This is a genomic window from Ruegeria sp. YKSD179 (assembly GCF_059612885.1).
Window position 1 is genome coordinate 58,434 of the sequence record NZ_JBXWRL010000012.1, and the last position, 13,442, is coordinate 71,875.

The window sequence follows — 13,442 nt, forward strand, 5'->3', positions numbered from 1 at the left end:
AAGGTCGCTATCAAGTCGCCGTACGTTTGGCCAGCAAGTATACATCCATGATCCAGCCATGGTCTGCGCGTGCCTTTGCCCGGGTTGACATAATTTCTTGACATTTTTCAGCCAACGGACCGTTGATCAGAATTTCCTCTTTCATACCGACATAGGCCCCCCACCAGATATCAAAGTCATCCATCTTCAGGGATTGAAACGAACATTCGCCATCCAGCATAACCGCCATTTTTTTTGTTGCGCTGGGCCAACCTTCTTCGCGGATACGCCTTCCTGTGGTCACCACGAACGGATCACCGATTTCGTTGATTGGTATCGCATGGGCGGCAGTTAGCGCCTGAAGGGCGGTGATACCGGGCACCACTCGCGTTTTGGGTCGTGGATCAAGGCGCGCAGCGATCCGCAACGCACTATCGTAAAGCGACGGGTCCCCCCATATTAACAGCGCTATGTTCCGTGCATCTGGATGCAATTCAATCGCAGCCTTCCAGCGTTCAGCGATTGCATCGTGCCATTCATCCACGCCGCGTAAATATCCGTCACCCGCTTGCCGTTTCGGTATATCGAAATAAGCAATGAGCGGCGCCTTGTCCGTCGCCCGAGAAATGATTTCTTCGCGTAGACCGGCCAAATCCGACTTGTTTTCACCCTTTCTGGGGATAAGGATCAGATCGGCCCTCCGTATTGCTTGGATACCTTGAATAGTCACGTGATCAGGGTTTCCGGTACCGATACCGATGAGGGTCAGGTCATACATTCCCAGGCTCCGCCAGTGGGCCATACAGGATCAAAGCTGGGGCAGTTCCAACCTCGGATTTGAGCCGTTTCGACAGTTCGCCGATCGTCGTGCGGCAAAGCGATTGCTCTGGGGTCGAGACAGCTTCGGCTATCAATGCAGGTGTATCCAAGGGCAGACCGTGGCCATGCAAAGTTTGGACCAAAAGAGGAAAAGTACGCTTTCCCATAAACACCACAGTAGTAGCGAAAGGGTCAGCAAGGGCAGGCAGGTTAAGATCCTCTGGCAATTTGCCGCTGACATCATGCCCGGTAACAAACTGAACCCTCCGTGCCGTCAAACGACGGGTCAAAGGGATACCAGCCGCTGCGGCTGCAGCCACGGCCGATGGGATGCCTGGAATTACCTCGTATTCAATGCCGGCCTCCTGCAAAGCGACCAACTCTTCCTCCAGCCGTCCGAACAATCCGCCATCGCCCGACTTCAGGCGTACAACGCGGGCACCGGTTTTTGCATAATCGACCAAAAGGCGGCTGACATGGTTTTGCTTGGGCGAGGGGCGTCCTGCCCGTTTGCCGACACCGACCAAATCGGCGTCCTCGTGGGCATGAGCAAGGATCGGACCGCTGCTTAGGTCGTCGAATAAAACCGCGTTTGCCTTTTGCATCCTGTCAACGGCTTTAAGTGTAAGCAGTTCCGGATCGCCGGGACCCGATCCGACAAAGGAAACAAAACCGCTCATCCAGATGCCTCTGCGATCAAATGAAAAAATGTTCCGGTCACGTTTCCTCGCACTGAACCCGTCTGTGGTCCCTCCGCCCCTTCGGCATCAAAGACCTTTGCCAGAGGGGCGTCAGGTTGTTCGACGATGGAAGAGTAATGGAACTCATGCCCACGTAGCGCGGTTCCTGCAGAAAATCCGGGCATTTGTTCCAGCAACTCGGCCCGCCGATAACCAAGGTTGAATTTGCGTTTTTCATATGAGGTCACCAGTCCCAAGAGCCCAACCATGGGGTGGAGCTGGCCTTCCTTATCGATCAGACCGCGACCGAGCGCCATATAGCCTCCGCACTCCCCGTGCACAGGTTTCGTTTTTGCGTGCGCGCGCAAGCCGGTTTTAAATGTTTCCGCGGCTGCAATTCTGTCAGCGTGAAGTTCAGGATACCCCCCAGGAAGCCAAACCAGATCGCTATCCTTGGCCGGAGCCTCGTCAGCCAGCGGTGAAAACGGAAGAATTTCAGCACCTGCTGCGCGCCACCCCTCCACCAAATGTGGATAAGCAAAGGAAAATGCCGCATCTTGCGCTAATGCGATACGTTGCGCGGGCGGGCGCGGCAGCGCCGAAGACGTTTGCCGATATGGGCCTGAAGAAGCCGCGCGCTTGATTGCCTCAAGATCCACATGTTCACGTAGAAACGCCGCGTATCCAACGATGGCTTTTTCAAGATTTGGATGCTCTACGGCCTGTATCAAGCCCAGATGCCGTTCTGGAAGGGTCAGGTCGCCACGGCGCGGTAATACACCCAGAACTGGCATGCCTGCGCGTTCCATACCCAGACGTGTCAAACGTTCGTGGCGAGGGCTTGCACAACGGTTCAGGATAACCCCGGCAAAGGGTAGTTCGGGGTTGTACATCCGAAATCCCAACGCAGTTGCGGCCGCAGATTGGGCCTGACCACCGACGTCTAAAACCAAAACCACAGGCCAACCCATGCGTTGCGCCGTTTCAGCGCTGGTGCCGTGACCCGATTCACCTGTTTTTGCCACCCCATCAAATAGACCCATCGAGCCTTCGGCCACTACGATATCTGCGCCGGTTGCTTGGGCCGCAATCGCCCCGATCAAGGACGGCCCCATTGCCCAACTGTCCAAGTTGAACGAAGCTCTTCCCGCCGCCGCACGATGAAAAGCAGGGTCGATGTAGTCCGGCCCACTTTTGAATGGCTGCACGACCATCCCGTCTTCTGCAAGTGCCCGCAAAAGGCCCAACATGACCGTTGTTTTCCCCGTGCCAGAGGACGGGGCAGATATCAGGACACCCGGGGGGTTAGTCATCTCCGTGGCTCCAACTGGACCATGGACTATCTGCGCTTTGCGGACGGTATCGACGGTCATAAGTTTTGGAATACAGGCAACTTTCGTCAAATCCTTCACCTGCCAAAGCGGGTCCGACCATGATCAGAGCCGTGCGAGAAATGCTCTCGTCCACGGCGTCTTTTAGGGACGCTAATGTAGCGCGAATTATTCGTTCATCCGGCCAACTGGCACGATAGACAACTGCAACCGGGCAATCCGCGCCGTAGGTCGGAGTCAAATCCGCGATAACCTTGTCCAAATTCCCGATCGACAGATGGATTGCCAGCGTAGCCCCAGTGCGGGCGAAGTTGCTAAGTGTTTCTCCCTCGGGCATAGACGAAGCTCGCCCCGGCGTTCGGGTCAGTACAACCGATTGTGCCAGACCAGGCAGCGTAAGTTCGGTGCCGAGAGAGGCAGCGGCTGCAGCGAATGAAGGTACGCCAGGCGTGACGCTGACAGGAATACCCATTTCCTTTAGTCGCCGTATCTGTTCGCCCATCGCGGACCAAACCGATAAATCCCCAGAGTGCAGCCTCGCAATATCATGTCCATTTGAATGTGCGTTCGCGATTTCGGCCATGATCTGATCCAAGTCCATCGGCGCAGTGTTCACGATTTTTGCATCTTCGGGGCAATGCGCCAAAATCCCTTCTGGCACCAGAGATCCAGCATAGAGACATACGGGGCATGACGCGATGATATCGCGCCCACGCAGAGTTAATAGATCGGCAGCGCCTGGTCCGGCGCCAATGAAATGAACGGTCATGTTTGTCCTCCGATGGCGATGGCGCAAGTGGCGAGCCGATCATTCGAAATATGTCTTGGGGAAACCAGACGCGCGTCGCTGCCTGCCGCGGCCAAAGCGGACGCCTCGGCAACGCTGCCGGTTCCGTAAGTCGCTTGGCTCTGGGGCGAGCAGGTAAGAGTGCGTTGTTCGGCGAGTTCTGCGGCCCGGATGTAACACAGGGGCAGGCCAGTTAACCGCACAAATTCAGTCAGTGCCTTATGGCCTTCTTTGTTCGCGACGGTTGCTAGCGCATCGATGGTGCACCCTCGCGCCGCCAATTCGTATGCGGCGCGCAGGCTGTCCGCTGTTGCGGCTGTGGAAAACCCAAGCCCTGCGACAATCATAACGTAACGCTCCATTGCACGATTGGATGGGTGGGTTTCCAGCCACGCTGAGTTCCCAAGGCTGAAGCATGGGCCAATTCGATTCGCAGGAGATCTCCTCCTAACGCTTCGTGATAGTTTGCCAACGTTGCTTCGCTTTCAAGTGTAACTGCGTTCGCCACTAGTCGGGTGCCCGGTCGAAGGTTCGCGCTAAGCCAATCGATCAATTGATCGCTAAGTCCACCGCCAATAAAAACAGCATCAGGCAATCTAAGTTCAGACAGCACGTCCGGCGCAGTACCATGGACAACATGCAGGCGGTCCTGACCCAGCGCGTCTGCGTTACGTCTAATGCGTTCAGCGCGATCAATTCGCGGTTCAATCGAGGTTGCTGTAAGAGTGGGATCGCACATTAGCCATTCAATGCTGATTGACCCAGTTCCACCGCCGATGTCCCAAAGATGTTCGCCCCGCTGGGGGGCTAAGGCGGATAGGGTCAGTGCCCGAACAGGGCGCTTTGTAATCTGACCGTCAGATTCAAATATTTCGTCAGGCTTGCCAGAGGCTTTGGGAAAGGAACTGCCTTTACCTTTAACTTCCAATCCGACACAAACCGGGTGTTCAAAAGAACCTAAAAGAGCTTCGGTTAGTGAAACGCTCTGCGCGCGTTCTCGCGAACCTCCGAGAGCTTCCATCACATGTAACTTACTGTCTGCGAAACCCGTTTCTGAGAGGTAGGTTGCAAGCTCTGCAACTGCCGGTCCATCACGCAGCAGCAAAATGGTACGTAACCCCGAGGACAAATGCGGTCTCAAACGGGTCAAAGGGGCCGCGTGCAATCCAAAAGTAAGTGTGCCCTCCAGCGGCCAACCCAGCCGCGCGGCTGCCAGCGAAAAGGTCGATTGACCAGGCAACGCGACCCATTCCGCCGGGTCGATTTCGCGGGCAATGACAGATCCTGCGCCAAACCAAAAAGGATCACCTGAGGCGAGCACCACTGTGTTTCGACCTTTCAGTGCTTTCAGAACCGGAAGTCCATCGGAAAAAGGCACCGGCCATTCGATCCGCTCGGCTCCGGTTTCCGGGACCAATGCCAGGTGCCGGGGCGGACCCATGATCACTTCGGCACGCTTCAGAACTTGACGGCTTGAACGGGGCAGGCCATCCAGTCCATCCTCTCCCAGTCCCAAAACGGTCAACCACGGAGTCTCAGACATGCCAAACCTCCTTATCCTTGGGGGCACGACCGAGGCTAACGCGCTGGCCAAAGAAATCGCGTATCAAGGTATCACTGCAACGTATTCCTATGCCGGTCGAGTCACCGAGCCGCGTCCGCAACCTTTGCCTGTGCGCGTTGGGGGCTTCGGCGGAATGATGGCGCTGGAGCAATACCTCAGAGACCATTCTGTCAGCCATGTCATTGACGCGACCCATCCTTTTGCCGCCCGAATGAGCAGTAACGCGATCGCGGCTTGCCACAGAGCAGAGGTTCCGCTGGCAGCGCTTACGCGACCTGCTTGGTCCCCACAGCCCGGGGATCGCTGGCAGCGCGTGCCCGACTTTGCTGGCGCGGTTGCTGCGCTGCAAGGACCAGCCAAGCGAATCTTTCTGGCTGTGGGGCGTATGCACCTTGAGGAATTTGCCGCGCTGCCTCAACATCACTATCTTCTTCGAGTCGTTGATGATGCTGAGAGCTTGCCGTTGCCGCGGCGCAAAGTGGTCGTTTCGCGCGGGCCTTTCACCGTCGAAAATGACAGGGCTTTGATCGAGTCTCACCAAAGCGATTTGGTGGTTTCCAAGAATGCGGGTGGTTCCGGAGCACGTGCCAAGCTGGACGCCGCACGTGCACTGGGTATTCCGGTGCTGATGATAGATCGTCCGATCCTGCCAAAGCGAACCGAGTTTTCGAGTGTCCCGCAGGTTTTGGAATGGCTGGCTCATTCTGGAGTGAACCTCGGTGTGTAAGCAATTGGTTTTAAATTTCTTTCGATAATTCGCGTGCGTGATGAGCCAACGATAACCACCGTTTGCATATCAGCCATTTCTGGCGTGGCGTCAGCCAGTGTCGAGAATTTGATTGTCTCGTCGCGTCGGGACACCGCCCGAGCGAAGATTATCACACGTTCTGGTTCACATTCTTCGCGTAGTATTCCCAAGGTTCTTTCAAATCCTTGGGGGCGTGATTTTGATCGTGGGTTGTAAAATCCCATGGCAAAATCTCCCTGCGCTGCAAGGCGCAGGCGTTTTTCGATCAGGGACCAGGGTTTAAGGTTGTCGCTCAGATTTATGGCGCAGAAGTCGTGGCCCAGCGGCGCACCGGCCCGTGCCGATGCGGCCAGCATCGCCGTAATTCCCGGCAGGACGTCAATTTGAATGTTTCGCCATTCATTTGGGCCGTTTTCTAACGCCTCGAACACGGCTGCTGCCATGGCGAAAACGCCTGGGTCGCCCGAGGACACCACAACCACCCGTTTGCCCTCTGCTGCCATTTTCAGGGCGTGGTTTGATCGGTCGATCTCAACGCGGTTGTCGCTGACATGCAGGGTAAGGCCGGGTCGTTCAGCTATCCGAGCAACGTACGGGATGTAACCCACTACGTCAGTGGCTTCAGCTAATGATTGCGTAACTTCTGGTGTCACCAAAGCTTTGTCACCAGGTCCCAACCCCGCGATCTTGACCCATCCACTCATGGCCTGCGACCTTGACCGTGCACGATGATGATCGAAAAGTAAGGTGTGATACCTTCACAATTTTCCGACAGTTTGCAAACCCGCTGATTAGGCATCTGCGCGTATTCGACGATCCATGCGCGATCATAGAGCCCCGCGGATTGCAATGATCGTTTCACCTTGTCGATATTGCGCCCTATCTTCATCACAACCAGCGCATCGGTTTGCGCCATGCGTTCGGTAAGAACCTCTTCGGGCAACGTACCGACAAGCACAGTAAGTATGTCGTCACCCCAAGTGATAGGGTCGCCGGTCGCCGTCCAAGCGCCGGACATTCCGGTAATTGCTGGAACGATCTCGACTTTAGAATACTCCCGTAACCTACTGTAAAGGTGCATGAAAGAACCATAGAAAAATGGATCTCCTTCGCAAAGCACGACGACATCGTCCCCTCGATCAGTTATTGACTTTAGATGCGCTGCGCAGCTTTCGTAGAACGCAGACAGCAATTCGTTGTAGCGAGGGTCTTGGATCGGGATTTCCGTTGTGACCGGATATTCCATGGGGAATTCGACGGCATCTCTTGGGATAATACCATTCACAATGTTGCGGGCCTGACCGCTGCGACCGGGTTTGCGAAAAAACGCGACGTGCCGGGAATTGCGCAGCAAGCGATCGGCGCGGACGCTAATAAGGTCCGGGTCGCCGGGACCTAAACCCACGCCATATATAGTGCCAGCGCTCATTCCGCGCGGCTCGCTATGGCGTTGATCGCCGCAACGGTTATTGCACTGCCACCAAGTCGGCCTTTGACAATACAAGAAGGCACAGGTTGCGCCTCCCACAATGCATCCTTAGACTCCACCGCTCCAACAAATCCAACTGGGCAGCCGATAATTGCGGCAGGCCTTGGGCAATCAGGGTCTTCAAGCATATTGAGCAGATGGAACAGTGCCGTCGGTGCGTTTCCAATGGCGACCAAAGCGCCATCAAGATGCGGGCGCCAAAGCTCCAATGCTGCAGCTGAGCGGGTGTTGCTCATATCTGCGGCCATAGGGCGGACACGCTCGTCATGCAGAGTGCAAATCACTTCGTTATTGGCAGGTAAGCGGAACCGCGTGACGCCTTCAGAAACCATCCGTGCATCGCACAAGATTGGCGCCCCGTTTTCCAATGCCGTTCGGGCGGTGACAACAAACCCGGGAGAGAAACGCACGAATTCCTCAAGCCCGACCATTCCTGCCGCGTGAATCATGCGGACAGCGACCTGCTCTTCATTTGCATCGAAACCGGCAAGGTCGGCTTCGGACCGGATGGTTGCAAAGCTTTGTTTGTAGATCGCTGCGCCGTCGGTTTCATATTCATAGGGCATCACGTCAGGTCCATAGTCATAAGCGTTTCGGATGTCAGTCCGCGTTGGCAGGGCTCATCCCCTGCACGGCCCCGTTTTACAAGATCAAATCGTCCAGAATTGCCGACCAAAACTATGTCTGCTGGTTTCTTTCGGGCACATCCTTTGGCGCATCCAGAAACATGAAGGCTGCCGGAGACGCGGGGCGCAAGGGCTCGGGCGATTGTACGCGTTTCCATTTCCGCCTGTGGACAATGAGGGGCACCGGGGCAGGCGTCGGCGGTGACAAGTGGATCGCTTTCGTGAGTGACAAATGCCGATGCCTGTTTCACTGATCCGCCTTCCAAAATAAACATTCGCCACGGGGTGACTCGAATAGCAGTGGCACCAGATGCCTCGATCAGCTCCGAGAGCTTGCTGGCAGGAAGCTGGCCGAAAGCAGCACCGTAAACTGGTCCGATTTCACTCGATCCGGGTTGGATAATAGGCCCAATCGGAACTACTTCCTTGCCTTGCCATTTCAGCGGCAGATCGCGTTCAGCAATCAGCTGGGCCATACGACGCAAGCTAGGTGTAAAGGATTGGGCGAACCAACGCGCCAAATGGATCACCTGATCAACGGCCTCATCTTCAGTAATCGAGCACCCGGTCTCGGCACCGTCAGCACGCAAAACCAGCCCGTCCAAACCTCTCTCCAACCGGATATCGGCGGAATCTGCCGCAAGCAATCTGGTTTGGCCGACATCGACTGCAAGTCCAAATTTTGCTGGCAGTTCAGGAAGTTCCGCCAGTCTTCTCATCAACTCTTCAGCAAGCGTCGTCGTCTGGTCTCCGTTTCGATACAGCGGTGAAACAAGAATATTGCGCCGGACCTCAATGCCGGGTTCGGCATCCAAAAGGTTTAATTCGGCCAGCTCTGTAAGTAATTTTTTGTGGTTTGCTTGTGCTACTCCGCGAAGCTGAAGGTTTGCACGATTGGTCAGGTCAATTGTGCCGTTTCCGAACCGATCTGCAAGCTCGCAAAGCGCAATAGCCTGTCTTACATCCAAACGCGCCAGCCGAGGTCGCACTCTCACTATTAAACCATCTCCCGACATCATTGGTCGGTGCGCGCTGGGACACCAGCCCTTTATCAGCGGCGGGCTCATCCGAGACCCTCCAAGTCAGCCCGAATAGAGTTTCGGCGCGTATCCCAGAGACCAGCTTCCAACAACGCGCGGAAACGATCCTGCATTGCCAGATGCGCCTGTGGGTTAGCTTCTTTCAAAAAAGCCTCGACCTTTTCATTCCCCAACGTCGCATCGTGATAAAGGTCGAACAAATGCGGCGCGACCGTCCCTGAAAGATGCGCGAAAGACGCCATGTGATCCAACGTTGCAGCAATTTCCGCCGCGCCCCGGAATCCATGTCTTTGCATGCCGGCGATCCAACTGGGATTGGCGGCGCGGGCGTGGACAACGCGGCTGATCTCTTCGGGCAAAGTACGCGCTCGTGGGTTTTCCGGGTTGGTGTTGTCCAGGTGGTAGAGTTGAGCGCTGCCGCCTGTAAGCTTTTTAGCAGCTGCAAAACCAGCCTCATGAGCGGCGTAGTCATTGGCAAGCAAAAGGTCGGTCTCGGTCAAATCCTGCAGGTGTACGAAACTATCTGCATTAGCGACTAATTGCGAGATACCTTCCCTGTCCTGCGCGATATGCTCGCCTTCAAACGCGAATGAGCTGGCGTCCAACCAAGCCTCACCAGCCTGTCCGAGCGCCTCATCCGTATAAGTTTCAGACAGGTGGGTAATGTCCAAGCCATAGCTACCCGGGGCGGGTCCATAGACCCGGGCAGCAGGTTCTTTCCCTGCGTAAGGGTTCCAATCAGGCGCTTCATCCCTACTTGAAAGGGCCTTCACGGCTTGACCAAAAAGAGCCGAAAGGGTCGGGAATACGTCTCGAAACAGGCCGGAAATACGTAAGGTGACGTCCAGCCGCGGGCGCTCAAGATCGGTGATTGGCAAAACTTCAATACCGGAGACCCGTTCGGACCCCTTGTCCCAGATTGGTCTTACACCTAGCAAATGAAGTGCCATGGCGAATTCCTCTCCGGCGGTACGCATAGTGGCGGAACCCCACAAATCAACGATAAGACCCTTGGGATAATCGCCTTCTTCTTGCAGGTGTCGCCGCACCAGTTCCTCAGCCAGTTTTACACCTTGCGCATAAGCCGCGCGCGTGGGAACCGAGCGCGGATCGGTCGTGTAAAGATTGCGTCCTGTGGGTAAAACATCGGAACGGCCACGATACGGAGAGCCGGATGGACCGGCTGCTATCCGTTTGCCCGCAAGTGCATCCAACAGAGCCACTCGTTCTGCTTCAGCAGAAGGAGCGGGGTCAAAAATTCCCGTAACATCAGTGGCGCGGCCATAGATATGCAATCCGTCGCCAAACTGACTTTCCTTGATGTCACAGACAAAACGGTCGATTCGGGTAATCGCTTCGGCGGCGCACATTGTTTGATCCAACCCCAGATCGCTCTCCAGCCCTATGGCTTGAGCCTCGTCGCGGATATCGGTCTGCAATCGGTCTCGGCGTTTGGGGTCAAGGCCGTCGGCGTTTGAAAACTCGTCTAACAGAGTTTCCAACCGCACCATCCGGTCTGGAGTGCTGCTTTGCTTCATAGGCGGCGGTATGTGACCTAACGTGACTGCACCGATCCGGCGTTTGGCCTGAGCAGCCTCACCGGGGTCATTGACGATGAAAGGATATATTACCGGTAGGTCACGGATTAACGCTTCGGGCCAACATTCTGCAGAAAGTGCCACCGACTTGCCGGGAAGCCACTCCAGTGTGCCATGTGCACCTATGTGAATCAGCGCATCGGCATTCAACCCACGCCGCAACCAAAGATAAAAGGCGACATATCCGTGCCGCGGTGTGCGGGAAAGATCGTGATATTCGTTATCCCGCAACTCCGGCGTTCCGCGCTCGGGTTGAAGGGCAACAACCGCTTTGCCACGTTGCAAAGCAGTAAAATGAAACGCACCATTAAAATATGCGGGGTCGTCTTCAGGTTTGCCCCAAACAGCTTCGAGGTCACCGCGTAGTTGATCGGGAAGGTCACTCAATGCCTCCTGATATTTTGTAAGGGGCCAAGAAATCCGGGCGTTCGGCAATGCATCTGCGATTTGTTCTACTGGTCCGGTCACATAACCGGCTGTCTTTAAATCTGACAGCATCACCTCGGCCGACGCCAATGCATCCAAGCCGACGGCATGAGCCATTTGCCAATCCTTGCCGGGGTAAGTGGATAGCACTAAAACGGGAACTTGCTCTGGTTTTGGTTTTTCGTTCAGCTTCAGCCAGCCGAAAACGCGGTCGACGATTGCTTCGATCCGTTCCGGTTCTGGCCGGTGCGCGAAGCGCGAATACTCCAAACTGGCGTCGCGTTTGCCTGGTTCTTTGAACGAGGCAATACCTGCCGAAATTCGTCCGTCTACCTCGGGCAGTACCACGTGCATGGCGAGGTCAGCAGGCGAAAGACCGCGTTCAGCTTCGGCCCAGGCCTTTCGGCGCGAAGTAGCGAGCGCAACTTGAAAAACTGGTACGTTGGCGGCGTCCAAAGGTGAGGTGCCCGAGGCGCCTCTGCCCGAAAATGACGTGGCATTTATTATGGCTGCCGGTTTTAGCGCCGAAACCGTATCACGCAGCCAATCGGCAGATGACGGCGCCTTTAATGACGGAGCGAATAAACCCAACGCTTCGAAACCGCGTGAACGCAAGCTGCGGATCAAGGCAGTCACAGGCGCTGTATCGGCTGAGGTCAGATAAGCGCGGTAGAATGTCACCAGAATTCGTCTCGGGTTTTCTGAAAACGTGTTGTCGGTCGAGATTACCCCTCGATCCGGGCACCATGCTCCACATTCAGGGATGGTTTTTGCGCCCATGACCGGCCCGGCATACAGGCCCGCTGCCAGCGCCATTTGCGCCAACGCTGCCTGCGCCGCAACTTCGCCGCCGGTATCACATAAATTCGTCAACCTGCGCAGTGTGGAAATAGGCAGTGTTGAATAGCCGTCCAGTCGGGTATCTTCGCGCCCGTCTGCTGGTAATACTGCCAGCGCCAGACCCTTGGCCTGTGCCAGCGCCAAAACTTGTTGTAGGCCATACGACCAGTAAGGAACGCCCCCTATCAATCGGACAAGTATGCCTTTGGCGCCCTCCAGCGTCTGTTCGATATAGGTGTCGACGGAAAGCGGGTGTTTCAATGCCGTTAGATTAGCCAGTCGCAGTGTCGGCATCCGACCATCAGGTCCGCCGCCACGATGCCAACCCGCCGCGAAAGCTCCCAGGTCGCTGTCAGAAAAAGATAAAACAACCAAATCTGCCGGGCTTTGGCCAAGATCGGTTGGGGTCTCTGTTTCTTCAAGCCCGTGGCTTTCGCGGAAGACGACGTGCATTTTTTACTCGGCTGGCTCGGCAACACCTACAAGAATGTTGCGAATTTCTGCTTCCTTGATGTCGTCATGTTCTCCGATAACCACCAAACGGGATCGGCGATCTTCGTCAGGTTTCCACGGGCGGTCAAATTGGTGACGCACGCGCGATCCGACTGCCTGAACCAACAAACGCATAGGTTTGCCGGTGACGGCCGCATAACCTTTGACGCGAAGGATATTCAACTCATTGGCCAGATGTTCTATCCTTGCGACCAGATCTGCTGGATCGCTCTGTTCAGGAAGATCGACGATAATGCTTTCAAAATCATCGTGTTCGTGATCATCGTGACCGTCATGATGCGATGGACGGGCATCCATATCATCTTCGGCTGCGGCTTCGAGACCAAGGACCACGCGCACATCTACTGCACCTTCGGCAACCTCGACAACAGGCAGGGAGCGCGGGGCTTCGGCTGCGATGATCGCGCGCGCCTTGGCTACGCCTTCGGGACCGGCCAGATCAGGTTTGGTTAGCAGGATAATGTCGGCGCACGAAATCTGATCCTCAAACACCTCGGACAGTGGCGTTTCATGGTCAATCGAGTCGTCTGCCATGCGCTGGGCATCCACGGCTTCGACATTTGGCGCAAACCGACCTGCAGCAACTGCTTCGGCATCCGCCAATGCAATTACCCCGTCAACGGTAATTTTTGACCGGATATCCGGCCAGTCAAACGCCTTTAGCAATGGCTTGGGCAATGCCAGCCCTGAGGTTTCAATCAGGATATGATCGGGGCGCGGCTCGAGCGCCATCAGCGCTTCGATAGTCGGGATGAAGTCGTCGGCCACAGTGCAGCAAATACAGCCATTGGCCAGTTCCATAATGTTTTCGGCTGGACAATCCGGAATGGCGCATGATTTCAGAATGTCACCGTCGACACCCACATCGCCAAACTCGTTCACCACAACAGCCAGACGCTTACCCTGAGGGTTCTGCATCAGATGGCGGACCAGTGTGGTCTTGCCTGAACCCAAAAAGCCAGTGATCACAGTAACGGGAAGTTTTTCTAGGTTGCTCATTTG

Annotated in this window: 13 protein-coding genes; 1 reads left to right on the plus strand and 12 read right to left on the minus strand. The window is 55.7% G+C overall.

Annotation, left to right across the window (positions count from 1 at the left end; translation table 11 throughout):
• Positions 1-10: 10 nt before the first annotated feature.
• The 6 genes from cobF to cbiE are packed head-to-tail and all read right to left on the minus strand — an operon-like array spanning position 11 to position 5,139.
• The gene (gene cobF, locus AC2FNE_RS09085) at positions 11-757 is read right to left on the minus strand and encodes a precorrin-6A synthase (deacetylating) (protein ID WP_170605083.1); all 747 of its coding nucleotides are present in this window, start codon (positions 755-757) and stop codon (positions 11-13) included.
• Complete coding sequence (gene cobA, locus AC2FNE_RS09090) at positions 750-1,478, minus strand: uroporphyrinogen-III C-methyltransferase (RefSeq protein WP_170605085.1); 729 nt, start codon at positions 1,476-1,478, stop codon at positions 750-752. Before cobA ends, cobF begins: the two co-directional genes overlap by 8 nt.
• Positions 1,475-2,791 (minus strand): cobyrinic acid a,c-diamide synthase CobB, encoded by a 1,317-nt coding sequence (locus AC2FNE_RS09095; protein ID WP_170605087.1) that lies wholly within the window; start codon positions 2,789-2,791, stop codon positions 1,475-1,477. Before AC2FNE_RS09095 ends, cobA begins: the two co-directional genes overlap by 4 nt.
• Entirely contained in the window at positions 2,784-3,578 is a 795-nt protein-coding gene (gene cobM, locus AC2FNE_RS09100) for a precorrin-4 C(11)-methyltransferase (protein WP_170472963.1), read from the minus strand. The genes AC2FNE_RS09095 and cobM overlap by 8 nt, the downstream gene beginning before the upstream one ends.
• Complete coding sequence (locus AC2FNE_RS09105; RefSeq protein WP_170605318.1) at positions 3,575-3,943, minus strand: cobalamin biosynthesis protein; 369 nt, start codon at positions 3,941-3,943, stop codon at positions 3,575-3,577. The genes cobM and AC2FNE_RS09105 overlap by 4 nt, the downstream gene beginning before the upstream one ends.
• Positions 3,940-5,139, minus strand: coding sequence for a precorrin-6y C5,15-methyltransferase (decarboxylating) subunit CbiE (gene cbiE / locus AC2FNE_RS09110; protein WP_170605089.1), 1,200 nt, complete (start codon positions 5,137-5,139; stop codon positions 3,940-3,942). Before cbiE ends, AC2FNE_RS09105 begins: the two co-directional genes overlap by 4 nt.
• On the opposite strand from cbiE, the gene AC2FNE_RS09115 reads away from it, so the two are divergent.
• Positions 5,138-5,887, plus strand: a complete 750-nt coding sequence (locus AC2FNE_RS09115; protein WP_496805213.1) for a cobalt-precorrin-6A reductase — start codon at positions 5,138-5,140, stop codon at positions 5,885-5,887. The two genes, cbiE and AC2FNE_RS09115, sit on opposite strands and share 2 nt — an antisense overlap.
• On the opposite strand, the gene cobJ is transcribed toward AC2FNE_RS09115, so the two are convergent.
• From cobJ to cobW, 6 genes are read right to left on the minus strand one after another with little or no spacing between them, the layout of a single operon-like run.
• Positions 5,860-6,612 carry a precorrin-3B C(17)-methyltransferase gene (gene cobJ, locus AC2FNE_RS09120; RefSeq protein ID WP_170605093.1) on the minus strand — a complete coding sequence of 251 codons (753 nt, stop codon included), beginning with the start codon at positions 6,610-6,612 and terminating at the stop codon, positions 5,860-5,862. The two genes, AC2FNE_RS09115 and cobJ, sit on opposite strands and share 28 nt — an antisense overlap.
• Positions 6,609-7,337 carry a precorrin-2 C(20)-methyltransferase gene (locus AC2FNE_RS09125; protein ID WP_170472954.1) on the minus strand — a complete coding sequence of 243 codons (729 nt, stop codon included), beginning with the start codon at positions 7,335-7,337 and terminating at the stop codon, positions 6,609-6,611. The genes cobJ and AC2FNE_RS09125 overlap by 4 nt, the downstream gene beginning before the upstream one ends.
• On the minus strand, positions 7,334-7,963 hold the full coding sequence (locus AC2FNE_RS09130; RefSeq protein WP_170472950.1) for a precorrin-8X methylmutase: 630 nt from the start codon (positions 7,961-7,963) through the stop codon (positions 7,334-7,336). Before AC2FNE_RS09130 ends, AC2FNE_RS09125 begins: the two co-directional genes overlap by 4 nt.
• On the minus strand, positions 7,963-9,090 hold the full coding sequence (cobG, locus tag AC2FNE_RS09135) for a precorrin-3B synthase (RefSeq protein ID WP_170605095.1): 1,128 nt from the start codon (positions 9,088-9,090) through the stop codon (positions 7,963-7,965). Before cobG ends, AC2FNE_RS09130 begins: the two co-directional genes overlap by 1 nt.
• On the minus strand, positions 9,087-12,380 hold the full coding sequence (gene cobN / locus AC2FNE_RS09140) for a cobaltochelatase subunit CobN (protein ID WP_496805214.1): 3,294 nt from the start codon (positions 12,378-12,380) through the stop codon (positions 9,087-9,089). The genes cobG and cobN overlap by 4 nt, the downstream gene beginning before the upstream one ends.
• Positions 12,381-12,383: 3 nt before the next feature.
• Positions 12,384-13,439: a cobalamin biosynthesis protein CobW gene (cobW, locus tag AC2FNE_RS09145; RefSeq protein ID WP_170605099.1), complete on the minus strand. Its 1,056-nt coding sequence runs from the start codon at positions 13,437-13,439 to the stop codon at positions 12,384-12,386.
• Positions 13,440-13,442: the final 3 nt, after the last annotated feature.

What these genes read in the sequence shown, in the direction of transcription:
- cobF (WP_170605083.1), bottom strand. Translation starts at nt 757, where the DNA reads ATGTATGACCTGACCCTCATCGGTATCGGTACCGGAAACCCTGATCAC.
- AC2FNE_RS09125 (WP_170472954.1), bottom strand. Translation starts at nt 7,337, where the DNA reads ATGAGCGCTGGCACTATATATGGCGTGGGTTTAGGTCCCGGCGACCCG.
- cobJ (WP_170605093.1), bottom strand. Translation starts at nt 6,612, where the DNA reads ATGAGTGGATGGGTCAAGATCGCGGGGTTGGGACCTGGTGACAAAGCT.
- cobA (WP_170605085.1), bottom strand. Translation starts at nt 1,478, where the DNA reads ATGAGCGGTTTTGTTTCCTTTGTCGGATCGGGTCCCGGCGATCCGGAA.
- cbiE (WP_170605089.1), bottom strand. Translation starts at nt 5,139, where the DNA reads ATGTCTGAGACTCCGTGGTTGACCGTTTTGGGACTGGGAGAGGATGGA.
- cobW (WP_170605099.1), bottom strand. Translation starts at nt 13,439, where the DNA reads ATGAGCAACCTAGAAAAACTTCCCGTTACTGTGATCACTGGCTTTTTG.
- AC2FNE_RS09105 (WP_170605318.1), bottom strand. Translation starts at nt 3,943, where the DNA reads ATGATTGTCGCAGGGCTTGGGTTTTCCACAGCCGCAACAGCGGACAGC.
- AC2FNE_RS09095 (WP_170605087.1), bottom strand. Translation starts at nt 2,791, where the DNA reads ATGACTAACCCCCCGGGTGTCCTGATATCTGCCCCGTCCTCTGGCACG.
- cobG (WP_170605095.1), bottom strand. Translation starts at nt 9,090, where the DNA reads ATGAGCCCGCCGCTGATAAAGGGCTGGTGTCCCAGCGCGCACCGACCA.
- AC2FNE_RS09115 (WP_496805213.1), top strand. Translation starts at nt 5,138, where the DNA reads ATGCCAAACCTCCTTATCCTTGGGGGCACGACCGAGGCTAACGCGCTG.
- cobN (WP_496805214.1), bottom strand. Translation starts at nt 12,380, where the DNA reads ATGCACGTCGTCTTCCGCGAAAGCCACGGGCTTGAAGAAACAGAGACC.
- AC2FNE_RS09130 (WP_170472950.1), bottom strand. Translation starts at nt 7,963, where the DNA reads ATGCCCTATGAATATGAAACCGACGGCGCAGCGATCTACAAACAAAGC.
- cobM (WP_170472963.1), bottom strand. Translation starts at nt 3,578, where the DNA reads ATGACCGTTCATTTCATTGGCGCCGGACCAGGCGCTGCCGATCTATTA.